We start from the raw sequence: 15,522 nt of genomic DNA on the forward strand, positions 1-15,522 counted from the left end.
ATGAATCTTTCACTTTTTATAGCTCGAAGAATATATTCAGGTAAAGAGGTTCAGAAGCAAGTCTCAAAGCCGGCCGTACGCATTGCTATGATTGGTATTGCTATTGGACTGGCTGTTATGATTATTTCCGTAGGAGTAGTTATAGGCTTTAAAAATGAAATAAAAAGTAAAGTAGTAGGTTTTGGTTCACATATTCAGGTTAGCAACTTCGATTCATCTCTTTCTTACGAAACGCGTCCGGTTGTTACGAACGATAGCATAATAAAAGTTCTCTCTTCAATACCTGGTATAAAACATGTGCAGAGGTATTCTACAAAACCGGGAATGATAAAGACCGATAATGCTTTTCAGGGAATGGTTCTGAAAGGAGTGGGGCAGGAGTTCGATCCTACGTTCTTTCGCAAAAATCTGGTTGAAGGAGAAGTTCCTGCTTTTTCAGATTCTACTTCAACAAATGAGGTTCTTATTTCAAAGTCTTTGGCAAATAAGCTGAACTTAAAGTTAGGCGACAAGATCTATACTTATTATATTCAAAGCGAGGTTCGCGCTCGCAGATTCACTATTAAGGGGATATATCAAACCAATTTCTCTGAATATGATAACCTGTTTCTGCTGACGGATATCAGAACTGTAAACCATTTAAATCAGTGGGAACCCGAACAAGCTACCGGAATGGAGCTTCAGATTACCGACTATGATCAGCTGGATAAAGTGGCTTATGATGTATATCAACATGTAGATAAAGAAGTTGATAAATATGGTGGCGTTTATTATACGCAGACCATTGAGCAACTTAATCCATCTGTTTTTGCATGGCTTAGTTTGCTTGATATGAATGTATGGGTTATCCTGATTTTAATGGTTGGTGTAGCCGGATTTACAATGATTTCGGGTTTGCTGATTATTATTCTGGAAAGAACAAACATGATTGGGATTCTGAAAGCACTTGGTGCCAAAAATTTCAGTATTCGTGAAATTTTCCTTTATTTCTCAGTCTTTTTAATAGGCAAAGGTATGCTTTGGGGAAATATAGTAGGATTACTATTCTGTTTTGTTCAGTCTAAATTCCATCTATTCAAGCTTAATCCGGAAACATATTATATTGACCATGTGCCAGTGGAGTTTAATATCTGGCTATTCCTTTTAATAAATGCAGGAACATTTATTGCTTCAGTCTTGATGTTAGTTGGACCTTCTTATCTGATATCAAAGATTAATCCGGCAAAATCCATCCAATTTGAATAATAGAGATTCTATTATAAAATTATTGGCGAATGGTTGAGCAACCATTCGCCAATAATTTAAATCCATTCACCAATAATTTAAGAGGCAAACCTCAATGCTTTTCGTTTAAAATAGAGGGCTCTTTTTTATCTTCTCATATAGTCACCTTTTCCTCGGATTGTTCTGAATAATTTGAACTTTAATACATCAAGAGGCAGTACTATATCAAATATTGGTAAAGTAAGATAATATTTTCTTTCTTCTAAATCAGTGGCTGTTTTATTGATTATAACAATCTGCATTACAAACCGAAGTATGTATGCCAGGATAGCTAAGCCTAGCACAACCCATTGTTTGTTAATAATGCCAATTGCAATTGTTCCGATAATAGTTGCGATAAATAGTAGGCGAGAAGTTGTTTCAAAACCTAATAAGTAGCGTTGAGCGCCATGGAAAAAGTGTGAAGTTGCCAGATAGCTAACCTTCTCTTCTTTCCAGCTTTTATATCCATATGCTGGTTCCATTCTAATAATAGCACCCGGAGAAGTTTCAACTTTTGTATTATAAGGAGTTGCCACTTCGTTTATAAACAAGTCATCATCACCCCGTTGTAAGTTAAGGTGTGAAGAGAATCCTTTATTCTTGAAGAATAACTCTTTTCGGTAAGCCATATTTCGTCCAATACCCATATATGGTTTATCTATAAGTGCGAATCCTAGAAAACGCATTGACATAAACAGGTTAGTGAATGAAACCTTTCTATAGAACCATCCCTTATTTTGCTCGTATCCGCTATATCCTAAAACTATTTCTGTGCGTGGTGTGAAATTTCTGGCCATTAATCTTAACCACTCCTTGCTAGCAGGACGGCAATCGGCATCGGTAAATACTAACCAGTCATACTTACTAGCTTTAATTCCGACAGTGAGTGCCAGTTTTTTTCTGCTGATGTAACGGGCACCATCAGGTGTAAATGTATGATACAAATTGGTATATTGTTCCTCAAGGATTGTAAGTACATCTTCACTTTCATCTGTTGAACCATCATTAATAACGATAACTTCAAAATTAGGATAATCTTGTTCCAGGATGGAAGGCAGATATTTCCTGAGATTCTCAGATTCATTACGTGCGCTGATAATTACAGAGATAGGAGGAAGGTCTGTTTCGTATATTAAATCTCCTTCACTTGCGGCTTTGTTGTGAACATGTAATTGGTTGTATAGACTGAAATAGTAGATTATTTGTATAATTAGTAATATTCCTATAGAGGCTAATAATATAATCTCGACTATATTAAAGGTAAATAAGTCCATTGCGTATTTTCTGTTTATTTATTGCTGCAAAATTACATTAAATATTGGAATTAATAGATATAGAATTTTTCTTTTTAAACATAAAGTATATCTTTTAAAATCATTTTTTTTGCTAAAAAAAAGGGATGCCTTTTGGACATCCCTTATTCATTTATTTATCGAAGTTAAATTAGCTCATCAGAAGTATACCCTTGAGGAAGCGCTCTGCAATTATAACCAGAAGCCATAATTTCACCGTAAGCGCCGGCCGAACGAAGAGCAAAAAGATCACCTCTTTTCACTTTGTTGATATCCAGTGCCTTGCCAAATACATCAGACGATTCACAAATTGGACCTACAACATCATATTTCTCCATTGGTTCTTCAGATGTTATGTTTTCAATTTTGTGGTAAGCCTGATATAAAGCTGGACGAATAAGATCTGTCATACCACCATCTAAAATGGCGAATTGCTTATTTGCTCCTTGTTTTACATATAACACTTTGCTTATTAAACTTCCACATTGTCCAACAATTGAACGTCCTAATTCAAAATGCAATGTTTGTGAAGGGCGTAATTTCAAGTGTTTATGGAATGTTGCAAAATATGCAGCAAAATCAGGAATAGATTGTCTGTTTGGATGTTGGTAATCAATACCCAGTCCACCTCCAACATTAATATGTTCAACAATAATGCGGCGTTGATACATGCGTTCCTGTATTTCGTTTACACGATTACAAAGTCCCACAAAGTCGCCCATATCAAGAATCTGTGAACCAATATGGAAATGTAATCCTAACAACTTAACATTAGGAAGTGAATTAACAGCATCTAATACATTATCAAGATCTTCCAGATTAATACCAAACTTATTCTCCTTTAGTCCGGTAGTAATATTAGCATGCGTATGTGCTCCTACATTTGGATTAACACGCAAAGCTATTGAAGCGATTTTACCTTTAGCACCAGCAAGTTCGTTGATAACTTCAAGCTCTGGTATAGATTCCACGTTAAAGCAGAATATTCCATAATCTAATCCTAGATTAATTTCCCAGTCGGCTTTACCAACACCTGCAAAAACAATTTTAGAAGCAGGAAATCCAGCCTTAATAGCTGCACGAATCTCACCACCGCTAACGCAATCTGCGCCTAAATAGTTCTCACGAATAATTGAGAGAACTTTAGGGTTTGCATTTGCTTTTACGGCATAGTGAACAATATAATTGCCATACTTCTTTGCTTCATTATTTACACAATTAAGTGTGTCCCTTAATACCTTTGTATCGTAGAAATAGAAAGGAGTTTCCATCTCACGAAATTTATCTATTGGGAAGGTCCCTTTCATACAAATTTGCTATTATTTATTATTGAAAAGTACATTACTTAATGATTGTAATGCTTCTTTCTTATCAGATTCACGAATAAGGAATGAGATATTGTGATTACTACCACCAAATGAAATCATTCTAACCGGTATGTTGCGCATTGCGTCAAGTGCAGTAGCTTCAAATCCAACATTTTCCCATTGCAGGTCACCAACAACACATACAATACACATATCTTTATCTACTGTAACTGTACCATATTTCTTCAAATCATCAAGAATTTCCGGCAAGTGTTTTGTATTGTCTATCGATACCGAAACTCCAACTTCCGATGTACAAACCATATCAATAGAAGTCTGGTAGCTTTCAAATATCTCGAATACCTTGCGAAGGAATCCGTGTGCAAGCAACATGCGGCTTGATTTGATTTTGATAGCTGTGATATTGTCTTTAGCTGCAACAGCTTTGATTTTATTCTTTTCAGTTTCGTTAGAAATCAAAGTACCAGGAGCTGATGGTTCCATAGTATTCAACAAACGAACTGGAATATTAGCATATTTAGCAGGTTGCACACAAGTAGGGTGAAGAATCTTTGCACCGAAATAAGCTAGTTCGGCAGCTTCTTCAAAGTGCAGTTGACGAACAGGAGCAGTTTTATCAACTACACGAGGGTCATTATTGTGAAGACCATCAATATCAGTCCAGATTTGAATTTCAGTAGCATCAATAGCTGCACCGATTAATGAAGCGGTGTAATCACTACCTCCACGTTGCAAGTTATCAATTTCACCGTATGCATTTCTGCAGATGAAACCTTGTGTGATATAAATATCTGCATCAGGATAAAGTTCTAACTGAATCTGAAGTTTTTCTTTAATGTATAAAGGATCTGGCTCAGCGTTCTTGTCTGTACGCATATATTCCAATGCTGGAAGCAATACAGATTTCACTCCACATTCGCATAGGAAATTATTAACCATAGCAGTGGAAATTAATTCACCTTGAGCAAGGACAACTTTTTCTTCAAAAAGTGTAAACAGATCTTTGGTGTAAGAACGGATATAATCAAAATGGGATTTAATAATTTCCAATCCTTTCTGTTTATATTCAGCAGTAGAATAAAGTTCATCAACGTGTTGTTTATACTTTCTTTCCAGGTTGTTGATGATCTCGTTTGCGCCATCCGGATTCTTTTTATATAAGTAATCCGAGATTTCAACTAAAGTATTTGTTGTGCCGGACATTGCTGAAAGCACTACTATTTTCTTCTCACCATCGGTTATTAATTTGGCTACCTCTTTCATCCGTTCGGCAGAACCAACGGAAGTACCTCCAAACTTTAAAACTTTCATCTTCTTTACACTATTAAATTGTTAATTTATTCTTTATCCGTCTCTTCTTCACTTATAAATTCGGCTTGTGAATAAGTCGTTTCTAATATCGGTTCATTAAAATCCTGAACGTTCTCTTTTTTATGAAAATCGTGAGTGGCATCTTGTAATTGATGATTATCACATTTCAGAACCAGTCCGGGGAAATCTTTGATTAGTTGAATATTATGCGTAGTCATAATCACAGACGACCCTTTGTGGCTGATACTATGAAGTAACTCTACGATTCTTCTTCCTGTTTCTGCATCCAGATTTCCAGTTGGCTCATCTGCGAGGATAACAGAAGGAGAGTTCAATATAGCTCTGGCAATAACAATACGCTGTTGTTCTCCTCCAGAAAGCTCATTAGGTAACTTATCACCTTTGGATGTCATTCCTACCTGCTCTAAAACTTCTTGTATGCGCTCTTTAATTTCCTGCTTGTTTTTCCAGCCGGTAGCACGCAATACGAATTCCAGATTACTATATACTGTGCGATCTGTAAGCAATTGAAAGTCCTGAAAAATGATGCCTAACTTCTTTCTAAGTTGAGGAATATGCTTACGCTTAATTGTTCGTAGGTTATTTCCTAAAACTTCTGCTTCTCCGGAAGCGATACCCAGTTCTCCATAAATAGTTTTTAGTAAGCTCGTTTTTCCAGTGCCCACCTTGCCTATTATGTATAAAAAATCACCAGCATTCAGCTGCATGTTTACATCTTTAAGTAAGCATGCATCTTGCTGGGCAATTTCTACATTCTGATAGTTAATGAGTAATTCGCTCATATCTTTTTATTCTTTATGTCTTTTCTTAAGCTCACGAGCTAAATCTTCAATGCGATAACCTTTTGAAGTAAGAAGAACAATCAGGTGATAAACCAAATCTGAAGCTTCATATATTAAGCGGTCGTCAGTGCCGTTTGTTGCTTCAATTACAGTTTCTACAGCTTCTTCACCTACTTTCTGAGCCATGCGGTTCACGCCAGAGTTGAATAAAGATGTAGTATATGATTTTTCAGGCATTTCTTCATGGCGTTTATAGATAAAGTCTTGCAAATACTTAAGAAACATAATATCTTCTGTATTATCTTCGTTCCAGCAAGTATCAGCACCTGTATGGCAAACCGGACCTACTGGCTTTACCTTAATCAATAAGGTGTCTTTATCACAATCTTCTTTAATGGAAACAACATTAAGAAAATTCCCACTTTCTTCTCCTTTTGTCCAAAGTCTGTTCTTTGTGCGGCTGAAGAAGGTTACTTTTCCTGTTGCAACAGTTTTTTCATAAGCTTCCTTATTCATAAAACCTAGCATCAGTACTTTAGAAGTGAAATTATCTTGTATAATTGCCGGAATTAATCCATCCATTTTATTAAAATCTAAATCCATGATGTAATATATTAAAATTCATTATTCGACTTGTTATCGTCTAACAGTTATTCCTTGTGCACAAAGATAATCTTTTAATTCGGAAATTTTAATTTCTCCGAAATGAAATACACTGGCAGCCAAAGCAGCATCAGCTTTTCCTAGGGTAAAAGTATCTTTAAAATGTTCCATTGCACCAGCTCCTCCGGAAGCGATGATCGGAATAGGCAACGATTCTGATAAAAGAGCCAATGTTTCGTTTGCATATCCATTTTTTACTCCATCATGATTCATGCTGGTAAATAGTATTTCTCCGGCTCCACGATCGGCAGCTTCTTTAGCCCACGAAATTAGTTCTTTATCCGTTTCTATTCTTCCTCCGTTCAAGTAACATTTCCAAATATCATTTTGTTGTTTAGCGTCAATAGCAACAACGCATACCTGAGATCCGAAATTTTTAGCGATATCGTTTATTAATTGAGGATTTCGGATTGCAGAAGAGTTAATCGATACTTTGTCGGCACCTGCATTTAGCAAACGGTCTACATCCTTTATTTCATTAATTCCTCCACCAACAGTAAATGGGATGCTGATGTTTGCGGCAACCCGTTTTACAAGATCGGTAAAAGTTTTCCGTCCTTCATGGCTAGCAGTGATGTCCAGAAAAACCAGTTCATCTGCACCCTGTTCGCTATAAGCACGCCCTAGTTCTACCGGATCTCCGGCTTCGCGCAGATTGACGAAATTTGTACCTTTTACGGTTGTTCCGTTCTTGATGTCCAGGCAAGGTATAATTCTTTTCGCTAACATACTATATAAATATCTTTAAATCCTTAAGTTGAATTTTACCTTCATAAAGCGCTTTCCCAAAAATTACAGCGGGAACTTTAGCTTCTTCAAGTTTTATAATATCATCAATACAGCTAACTCCTCCACTTGCAATTAAGTAGAGTGAAGGATATTCTTCTAGTATTTCTTTATAAAGATCAGTAGATGGTCCTTGTAACATACCATCACATTCTATATCCGTACAAATTACTTTTTTAATCCCCTTTTTTATATATTGATCAAGGAAAGGCATCAGTTCAACATCTGTACCTTCTTTCCATCCACTTACTGCAATTTTCTTATCTTTGACGTCTGCTCCAAGTATAATTTTGTCACTTCCATATTTACTGATCCATTCAGAAAACAGTTCAGGCTCTTTTACGGCAATGCTTCCGCCGGTAATCATTTGTGCTCCGCTGTTGAAAGCAATATTCAGATCTTCATCACTCTTAATACCTCCCCCAAAGTCTATGATTAAAGATGTTTGAGTTGCGATCTTTTCCAGGATATGATAATTGACAATATGATGAGATTTAGCTCCGTCAAGGTCAACAACATGAAGTCGGCGGATGCCGTTTGCTTCAAATTCCTTTGCTACCTCAACAGGACTCTCATTATATACTTTTTTGCTATCATAATCACCTTTGGAAAGGCGGACGCATTTTCCTTCAATAATATCAATAGCAGGAATGATTTCAATCATATTCTATAATTTATAATGGTAAGTTGATGAAGTTTTCTAATATGCGTTCTCCTACTTTTCCGCTTTTTTCCGGGTGGAACTGTGTAGCATAAAAGTTATCTTTTTGTAATGACGCGCTAAACGGATGTATGTAATCTGTTGTAGCTATAGTAAATTCGTTGAAAGGAACATAAAAGCTATGCACAAAGTAAACAAATTCCTCTTTGGTAAATCCGTTATAAAGATCTCCCTTTACATCACAGATAGTGTTCCATCCCATGTGGGGAACTTTATCTTCATGTTTTTCAGGATGGAAAAGCTTTACTTCAGTTGGGAAGATATTCAGGCAATCAGCATTGCCCTCTTCTGAATGGCTACACATAAGCTGCATACCCAGACAAATACCTAAAACCGGTTGCTTTAAATCAACAATCAGTTTATCCAGACCGTTGGTTTTTAAATGTTGCATAGTTGTAGCAGCTTCACCAACTCCCGGAAAAATTACTTTATCAGCTTTAGCCAGAATCTCCTTATCGGCAGTTACTACTGCATTTATACCCAAACGACGTAAAGCATGATCTACCGAATAGATGTTTCCTGCATTATATTTTACAATAGCTATATTCATTTATCTTTAACTAAAGATTACAGTTTTATTCTTGTAAGCCAGAACTTTACGTTCAATATGTTTTTGTACTGCACGTGAAAGAACAATCTTTTCAAGATCCTTTCCTTTATTAACCAAATCTTCCACAGTATCCTTGTGAGTGATACGAACCACATCCTGTTCAAGAATAGGACCGGCATCAAGCTCAGTAGTAACATAGTGACTGGTTGCACCAATAATTTTTACACCTCTTTCAAAAGCTGCATGATAAGGCTTAGCACCTACGAATGCCGGAAGGAAAGAGTGGTGTATATTGATAATTCTGTTAGGATAAGAATTGATCATGTTCTCTGATATAACCTGCATATATCTGGCTAAAACAATAAAGTTCACTTTATGTTTAGCAAGAAGCTCCATTTCTTTAGCTTCCTGTTCGGCTTTTGTTTCCTTAGTTATAGGGAAAAGGTAGAACGGAATACCAAATTTATCTGCTACATGCTGCAAGTTAGGGTGATTACTTATAATAAGAGGAATTTCCACATTCCATTCACCGTTAGCATAACGTGCAAGCATGTCAAACAAGCAGTGAGACATTTTAGAAACAAATATCGCCATGCGTGGTTTAACATCCGAGAAATATAGACGGAAGTTCATCTCATACTTCTGAGCGTACAAAGTATCAAAGTAATCTTCTATTTTTTCTCTTGGGATAAGAAAGTCGCTTAGTTCCCACTCAATTCTCATAAAGAAAATGTTTTCAATATGATCAACGTACTGATCAAGATAAACAATATTTCCTTTATTAATCGTAATAAAATCTGTTACCGCGGATATAATCCCTGGTTTATCGGGACAGTGAAGTAACAACTTTGCGGTATTTTTGTTTGCTTGCATCTTATTTATCATTAGTTATCATTATGAGTTCGCAAAAATAGCGAATTATTGCCAAAGAATGAATTATTAAAGCAAGAAGTTTGTATTAAATGTTATTGTTTGTCACTTCGAACTGAATAAAACATGCTTTTATGAGACTAAAATGAATAAAAAATGAGTTTTTTTTCTTTTAGTACTTGCAGGAATGAAAAAAATGTCTACCTTTGCATCCGCAATCAGAAATGATAGCAATACAAAATATTGGTGCGTTAGTTCAGTTGGTTAGAATACATGCCTGTCACGCATGGGGTCACGAGTTCGAGTCTCGTACGCACCGCCAAAGTTAAATTTGTATTTGCAATCATAAATGATAGTGTTTTTTATTGAAATATTGGTGCGTTAGTTCAGTTGGTTAGAATACATGCCTGTCACGCATGGGGTCACGAGTTCGAGTCTCGTACGCACCGCAAGAGAAGCCTCAAAAACTAAGTTTTTGAGGCTTTTTTTTGTGCGCCGTGCATGGTGTATAACTTGGAAATCAGGGATCAGTCAATAAATTGGGGATCCTGAGGGATTTAAAGCTTAAGTATAAATTAAAATTTGGACGTGATTAAATTTGGCCCATTTGCTCCAAACTGTTCTTTGTGTTTTGAAATAGAGTTAGCTACAGAGCCATAGAAGATGGAGTTTGTCTTAAATGTATGTTATCAGATTATTCTGATTAAAGCCACAAATTCAAGTCAGTTTACTTGAATAACCCTTGCAACTAACTGTTTTTCAATTCTTTCAAAGAACTATTTTTATTTTTAATGGAACAGCAATGATTTCAGGTTATGTATTAGTCTTTATTTTCAATAAGTCTAACTAGTAGTATACCTAAATCAATATAGTCCATTGTGTTTTCATTCTTTGGAAGATCTATTGTCACATTTCTTTCTTCCTGAGCTTTAACTATAAGTTCAGGATGCTTATATGTGATTGTTGAAACTATATCTACGAGTGACTCTATAAACCAGACTCCATTTTTAAAACTAATAGCAGCTCCACAACTTGTAATCAGAATTGGGCTGCATCCATGATCGTCAAGTTGGTAGATTTGGCTGTTACCTAAACGATTCCAAAGAATATTGGTCATCATCATCCACTCAAGATTGTTTTCACTATGTTGCGAACTATTAAGAATAATTAAGTCAAGAGGATTTTCGTCACGATTATCCCATACACCCATGCCATACCGGGTATAATCCCTGTTTGATTCGGATGGATACTTGGCTAAATAGTATTTCCAATCACGGATGGAGAACTCCATGCACTTTTTTTCAGGTGACTTCAGTTCGGCTGGTACTGGCATCTTGTCAAGTATTTGTAAGATGCTTTCTTGATTTCTGCGCTGACCATACCTGATATAGAAGTTACTGAGATTCCATTGTGTAGTAAGAAAGTAGCGGCGTACACTACTTCCTCCATCTTTTTGCATATAAGGATCATACTGCATGTATTCAATCTCAGAATCGAGTTGAGCAATACGGATTCTCTCAAAATATTCAGAATACTCATCCGAAAATACAGTTTCAAACTTAACAAGAAGTCTTAGTAGTTTTGCTGCATCAAGAGGCTCTGTAACTTTGTAATCCTCTACAGTTGTTTCATCAAGGCAGAAATCCATGAAGAGAGACAATGAACATTGGAGTATATTGTGATTCTCATACTTTATAAGAAGTTCATAGTCCATAGTATCCAGATACCTCTGTTTCTTGTACTCTTCATTCCATGCATTCTGTGTAAATGCTAGTTTATGAATTTTACCATCAATGGTTATAGCTTCATCTTTATCATAGTAAACGTCAATTCCTTCGTGGTCTATAATATATTTAACTTCAGTCAAGAAGCTGGGGAGCTTATCGGTACGTGCATCTACAACGCGGACGTTGGATGTCATTAGGTTGTGTATTATTCTCAAACACTTCTTGCTTACTTTTTCACTTGCTTCCCTTTTATAAAGCAGATATAAAGCATAGAAATAAATAATTTCTGGAACTGTCAGATCGCCAAGCATCGCTAACTCAAATACAGAATTACGTTTACGGCTCCAGAACAGACGGATACTGTCATCTCGACCAACTATCGAATCAGAAAAGTAGAAATATTTAAACCACAATTTATCGAACCCTTCATTCTTATGAATTTTGTATAGTGTGTTGAATATATCAATTACATCCTCAATGCCTCCTTTATCAGAGAAAATATTCCTAATAGTCGGTTCTTTCTGATCTAAGGACGGAAGGTTTCTACGATAGAATTCTAGACGGAATATATTATTGAAAAGTGTAGAATACTTTTTGTCCGCTTCCTGAGTTATATCGAGGGAAACACGTTTGTTGTCAAGTGTCTTATTGGTATAGTCCCATACAATGTCTATCCACTCTGTATCCATTTTTTTTGAGAAGACATCTTTTAAGTCTTTGTCAACCATATCAATGTCTGCCATCATGTTCGACTTGAATATTTCAAACTGTGTGAGCTTCTTTCCACGTGCATTCATTTTAATGAAGAGATCATCAGTCAAACCGAAATCTTCCAGCGAGAGTGTATAAAATTTGATGTAATCGCCATCTATTAGACGTTTCCAGAGGCAAGGAGTAAGATTGTTTACATCTATTTCTGCACACTTACTCTCGATTTTATGAAGAACATTAAGCATGGATAAGATAGTTGGATCACTGTTATATGTGCTCAGGTAGAGGGCATCATCTTCGATAAGCTCCTTGATATTATTAATCCCAGGTTTATAGCTCTTGAGTAAATTTTTACGGATTTCCTTCACTAAATGTAGGCAGAACTCGGTTGCAGATTGGCGAGTCTCATATCTGAACTTAGTCAAGATGTCTACTTCCTCTTGAGAGACTATATTTCCTTGTTCGTCTCTAAGTAGGGATGCATAGAAATGGAGGAGGAATAGCGTGGTCAAACGTTGTTGGCCATCAAGTGGAATCAAGCCGCCGATAATTTTATTTTTACGAACGTATGATCCGCCGTATATAAAGTCAAGGATGTTAGTGTTCTTGCTTTTGACAGCCTGCAAGATTCCTTCAAGAATATCATTCAGCACTTCAGCTACTTTGTCTTCTTGTCTTCCATAAGCGTAGTCGCGCTGAACTTTGGGGATGATAATGGTATTTTCATCAATTAACAGTTGATGAAAAGTTGTAAGTTTACCTATATTATTCATACTTATTTTCTTCCTTTGATTCTATATTTTCTGTTGTTTCTTCCTTATCAGGGTTAGTAGTATTAAGGACTTTCTCCAGTATGTTCTTTATTGCATTGAGATAATTCTTTCTGTCCTCTTCGCTCCAATAAAATGATTGTTGTACGCTGAAATCTTCCTTGTTTTTGTTGTAGTACTTCAAGAAAACAAGCCGGGTACAGTATGGAATGTATTCACCTTCTGCATCCTTTTTCATAATTAGCTGCCGTTTAACCTCAAATACAGAGTTCCCAATTGATGTATTCACACTACCACTGAGTAAAGCCATATTGGAAATATTATGAACTTCTGGCGATCCACCTTCAGCTTTAGCCATATTATCGAAGTATGCATTTACGCTATCAAAGCATTTGGTAAAATCATTGAATACGAAGGTATTGACTTTTACAATATTTCTCTTTTCTTCCAACATCTCAATCAATTTTGTTGGCTCGAATGATTCATTATCCTTGAAGCGTTTCTGCAAGTGCTTCAGAGCCTTAATATTTTCATCTATCCACTCTATCCACTTTTGCTTGTCGGTTCGGTCAATGCGCTCTGAGTTCTGGGCATGGATATGCTCCAGAGTCCAATTTGTAGCTTTATAGAGTTCAAATGGAAACTTATCCTGTGTGGTGGCTATACGTGTAGACTCCACATTGAAGAAGAAGAGCAAACGGTTGAGTTCGGTTCGGTTTTCATCATAGCTGTAGCTATACACATCGGCATCCGTATTATTGTTGGTTAAATGAAGCTTGATGAGCCAATCAAGGCTCTTGCTGAACTTTGTTTTTGTCATCTTAGCTGATTTGTCGAGTAAATCTACCAACGCATTATTATCTGTTTCGGCAATTAAGTAGCCAATCTTATGGTAATAGTTACGATCTGTATACCAAGAGAAAAGTGTAGCAAAGTAATTCTCTACTTTCAGCCATAAATGCCACAGACCTTCTACATCATTTTTTTCTCGCATCATCTCTTCGAAACGCAGGAAAGTAGTAAGCTCGTCTTTATCGTTAGGCTTCTTCTTTGAGATTAAGTCAAAGAGATACTCAATACGGCTACTGTAGCCTTTATCAGAAGCGTCTTTCTTTACAAAAGCCCAAAATTTGGGTTGACGCAGTTGCTTTTCAATGATATCCCACTGCTCAATGATATGAGCTTGTTTACGGGCTTGCTCGCGTTCGATAACGATATTCTGAACTTCTTCAGGATAACCGTTTATCAATGCCTCTTCATATTCGTAAACAGCTGAATCGGATAGAAACATGGCACGAATAAGCTCAGCATTATTGAGTGAAACCTTTTTGTCATTCAGACGCTTGAAGGTTTCATTAGGATCACTACCGTCGCATAGTTCATACCATATAACCTGTACTGACTTTTTATCTTCAATGTCTTTGGGGTGAGTGAAGTTCTCGTAAAAAGAACCTTTGAAGTACCGTAATCCATTACCCCTTGCTTCTCCTTTCTTAAACCAGCGCATCATGCAGTTGGCTGCTTCAAGAATATGCCAGGAGTCAATATCCAAATCTTCTTGATTCTCTGCATCAATGCGATAGTCATCTTCGTTATTACGCCGAAGTTTTTCAAAAAAGTTGCCCAGTTCAGGACGTGTTTTGTACCTCAATGTAAATCGCTCTTTGTTATCGCGATCCATCAAGTGAGCCAAGGCAAAAATGACACGAATGGTTGTTAAACGCTGTTGACCATCGATAACCTCATACCATTTATTGTTGTTGTTTTTTGAGTTTAGACCGTATTTGTTCTTATCTTCATCCTTAGTTATTTCCTTGATTACTATGGGCTGAAGACAATAAAACTGTCCTTTACCCTTATCAAAAAATGCACAAAGATCATCAAGCAATTGCTCTACTTGACGTGTTCCCCAACGGTATCCACGTTGATAATCAGGGATAAAGAAGTTCTTGTTGCAAAGCTCAGGTAACGCCCAAAGTTTCAGAATGTTTTCTTGCCTTGCTTCTTTGACAATTGAGACATCATTATATTCATTCATGTTTTATATATAATCTGTTGGTAGAATTAAAAGACTAATATCTAAAGGTTGTATGTATTACTTCTTCTTGATATATTAAGGATACTCAAGTTTATAATATTCAATCATTGCCTTTATAATTTATATGCAATATTCGTAAAAATAATCTACACATGCAAATAGACTGTAAGAAAGATTGCCATTGCAGAAGAAATATTTTAAGATATAAAATCATTGCTGTCCCATTAAAATCTAAAATGACTCTTTGAAATATTTGAAAATTAGTTAGTTGTAAAGGATTTTCGATTAAACGGATTTGAATTTTCATCTTTACAGTCTTAAATAGGATTGTAAATGAATAGAGACAAATTCGTTTTCGCTCAACTCGTATCGTTCTTAGATAGAAACTGGTTCTACTATATTGTTCGCAAATACGAAGGCAATAAGTATGTTAAGCATTTCACTTGTTGGAATCAACTACTTGCGCTGATGCTTGGTCGTTCTCGTTCAAAAAGACATGAAACTGAATAGAAACACATACGAAGTCTTGCAGATCTTAAGTATATCATTGACCGACAAAACTCATCTCTGATACCTCTTCAACAAAACTAAATTTCAATATGACAAAGAACGTTTTAGGCTTAATGAGCCAAGTTTATTTGATTTTTAATAACGTCCCATTTTTAATGGGACACTAATGATATAAA

13 protein-coding genes, 2 tRNA genes and 1 pseudogene are annotated in these 15,522 nt (G+C 36.1%); 5 read left to right on the forward strand and 11 right to left on the reverse strand.

All coding sequences use genetic code 11. The features are described 5' to 3' along the window. The gene (locus tag BUC21_RS14950; RefSeq protein ID WP_073403890.1) at window positions 1–1,245 is read left to right on the forward strand and encodes an ABC transporter permease; all 1,245 of its coding nucleotides are present in this window, start codon (window positions 1–3) and stop codon (window positions 1,243–1,245) included. Window positions 1,246–1,370: 125 nt separating this feature from the next. Here the strand turns inward: BUC21_RS14950 and BUC21_RS14955 are convergent, their stop codons facing one another. From BUC21_RS14955 to purU, 9 genes are all read right to left on the reverse strand, one after another. After that, window positions 1,371–2,540: a glycosyltransferase gene (locus BUC21_RS14955; protein WP_073403892.1), complete on the reverse strand. Its 1,170-nt coding sequence runs from the start codon at window positions 2,538–2,540 to the stop codon at window positions 1,371–1,373. A gap of 164 nt (window positions 2,541–2,704) precedes the next feature. After that, window positions 2,705–3,865 (reverse strand): diaminopimelate decarboxylase, encoded by a 1,161-nt coding sequence (lysA, locus tag BUC21_RS14960; RefSeq protein ID WP_073403894.1) that lies wholly within the window; start codon window positions 3,863–3,865, stop codon window positions 2,705–2,707. Between the two features lie 12 nt (window positions 3,866–3,877). Beyond that, window positions 3,878–5,197 (reverse strand): aspartate kinase, encoded by a 1,320-nt coding sequence (locus BUC21_RS14965; protein WP_073403896.1) that lies wholly within the window; start codon window positions 5,195–5,197, stop codon window positions 3,878–3,880. A 26-nt stretch (window positions 5,198–5,223) separates the two neighbouring features. Continuing rightward, window positions 5,224–6,000 (reverse strand): cell division ATP-binding protein FtsE, encoded by a 777-nt coding sequence (locus BUC21_RS14970; RefSeq protein WP_073403898.1) that lies wholly within the window; start codon window positions 5,998–6,000, stop codon window positions 5,224–5,226. A gap of 6 nt (window positions 6,001–6,006) precedes the next feature. Next, the gene (hisIE, locus tag BUC21_RS14975; protein WP_073403900.1) at window positions 6,007–6,603 is read right to left on the reverse strand and encodes a bifunctional phosphoribosyl-AMP cyclohydrolase/phosphoribosyl-ATP diphosphatase HisIE; all 597 of its coding nucleotides are present in this window, start codon (window positions 6,601–6,603) and stop codon (window positions 6,007–6,009) included. 33 nt (window positions 6,604–6,636) lie between these two features. Continuing rightward, window positions 6,637–7,392, reverse strand: coding sequence for an imidazole glycerol phosphate synthase subunit HisF (hisF, locus tag BUC21_RS14980; protein WP_073403902.1), 756 nt, complete (start codon window positions 7,390–7,392; stop codon window positions 6,637–6,639). A 1-nt stretch (window position 7,393) separates the two neighbouring features. Beyond that, window positions 7,394–8,113, reverse strand: coding sequence for a 1-(5-phosphoribosyl)-5-[(5-phosphoribosylamino)methylideneamino]imidazole-4-carboxamide isomerase (hisA, locus tag BUC21_RS14985; protein ID WP_073403904.1), 720 nt, complete (start codon window positions 8,111–8,113; stop codon window positions 7,394–7,396). Between the two features lie 10 nt (window positions 8,114–8,123). Beyond that, entirely contained in the window at window positions 8,124–8,720 is a 597-nt protein-coding gene (hisH, locus tag BUC21_RS14990; RefSeq protein WP_073403906.1) for an imidazole glycerol phosphate synthase subunit HisH, read from the reverse strand. Between the two features lie 6 nt (window positions 8,721–8,726). Then, window positions 8,727–9,593, reverse strand: coding sequence for a formyltetrahydrofolate deformylase (gene purU, locus BUC21_RS14995; RefSeq protein WP_073403948.1), 867 nt, complete (start codon window positions 9,591–9,593; stop codon window positions 8,727–8,729). A gap of 242 nt (window positions 9,594–9,835) precedes the next feature. Here purU and BUC21_RS15000 point away from each other — a divergent pair. Both BUC21_RS15000 and BUC21_RS15005 read left to right on the forward strand, forming a co-directional pair. Then, window positions 9,836–9,912, forward strand: a tRNA-Asp gene (locus tag BUC21_RS15000). 53 nt (window positions 9,913–9,965) lie between these two features. After that, window positions 9,966–10,039 (forward strand) — tRNA-Asp (locus BUC21_RS15005). A gap of 371 nt (window positions 10,040–10,410) precedes the next feature. Here the strand turns inward: BUC21_RS15005 and BUC21_RS15010 are convergent. Continuing rightward, entirely contained in the window at window positions 10,411–12,801 is a 2,391-nt protein-coding gene (locus BUC21_RS15010; protein WP_073403908.1) for a DUF262 domain-containing protein, read from the reverse strand. Continuing rightward, window positions 12,794–14,836: a DUF262 domain-containing protein gene (locus BUC21_RS15015; protein WP_073403910.1), complete on the reverse strand. Its 2,043-nt coding sequence runs from the start codon at window positions 14,834–14,836 to the stop codon at window positions 12,794–12,796. The genes BUC21_RS15010 and BUC21_RS15015 overlap by 8 nt, the downstream gene beginning before the upstream one ends. A gap of 333 nt (window positions 14,837–15,169) precedes the next feature. On the opposite strand from BUC21_RS15015, the gene BUC21_RS15025 reads away from it, so the two are divergent. Together BUC21_RS15025 and BUC21_RS16530 are read left to right on the forward strand one after the other, a co-directional pair. Beyond that, window positions 15,170–15,346 carry a DUF4372 domain-containing protein gene (locus tag BUC21_RS15025; protein WP_245797137.1) on the forward strand — a complete coding sequence of 59 codons (177 nt, stop codon included), beginning with the start codon at window positions 15,170–15,172 and terminating at the stop codon, window positions 15,344–15,346. Further along, a pseudogene (locus BUC21_RS16530) lies at window positions 15,306–15,485 on the forward strand (IS4 family transposase); the annotation flags it as partial. The gene BUC21_RS15025 and the pseudogene BUC21_RS16530, both read left to right, overlap by 41 nt. Between the last annotated feature and the right edge of the window lie 37 nt (window positions 15,486–15,522).

It is taken from the genome of Bacteroides luti (genome assembly GCF_900128905.1).
Taxonomy (GTDB): Bacteria; Bacteroidota; Bacteroidia; order Bacteroidales; family Bacteroidaceae; genus Bacteroides; species Bacteroides luti.

What these genes read in the sequence shown, in the direction of transcription:
- BUC21_RS14950 (WP_073403890.1), top strand. Translation starts at nt 1, where the DNA reads ATGAATCTTTCACTTTTTATAGCTCGAAGAATATATTCAGGTAAAGAG.
- BUC21_RS14955 (WP_073403892.1), bottom strand. Translation starts at nt 2,540, where the DNA reads ATGGACTTATTTACCTTTAATATAGTCGAGATTATATTATTAGCCTCT.
- lysA (WP_073403894.1), bottom strand. Translation starts at nt 3,865, where the DNA reads ATGAAAGGGACCTTCCCAATAGATAAATTTCGTGAGATGGAAACTCCT.
- BUC21_RS14965 (WP_073403896.1), bottom strand. Translation starts at nt 5,197, where the DNA reads ATGAAAGTTTTAAAGTTTGGAGGTACTTCCGTTGGTTCTGCCGAACGG.
- BUC21_RS14970 (WP_073403898.1), bottom strand. Translation starts at nt 6,000, where the DNA reads ATGAGCGAATTACTCATTAACTATCAGAATGTAGAAATTGCCCAGCAA.
- hisIE (WP_073403900.1), bottom strand. Translation starts at nt 6,603, where the DNA reads ATGGATTTAGATTTTAATAAAATGGATGGATTAATTCCGGCAATTATA.
- hisF (WP_073403902.1), bottom strand. Translation starts at nt 7,392, where the DNA reads ATGTTAGCGAAAAGAATTATACCTTGCCTGGACATCAAGAACGGAACA.
- hisA (WP_073403904.1), bottom strand. Translation starts at nt 8,113, where the DNA reads ATGATTGAAATCATTCCTGCTATTGATATTATTGAAGGAAAATGCGTC.
- hisH (WP_073403906.1), bottom strand. Translation starts at nt 8,720, where the DNA reads ATGAATATAGCTATTGTAAAATATAATGCAGGAAACATCTATTCGGTA.
- purU (WP_073403948.1), bottom strand. Translation starts at nt 9,593, where the DNA reads ATGCAAGCAAACAAAAATACCGCAAAGTTGTTACTTCACTGTCCCGAT.
- BUC21_RS15010 (WP_073403908.1), bottom strand. Translation starts at nt 12,801, where the DNA reads ATGAATAATATAGGTAAACTTACAACTTTTCATCAACTGTTAATTGAT.
- BUC21_RS15015 (WP_073403910.1), bottom strand. Translation starts at nt 14,836, where the DNA reads ATGAATGAATATAATGATGTCTCAATTGTCAAAGAAGCAAGGCAAGAA.
- BUC21_RS15025 (WP_245797137.1), top strand. Translation starts at nt 15,170, where the DNA reads ATGAATAGAGACAAATTCGTTTTCGCTCAACTCGTATCGTTCTTAGAT.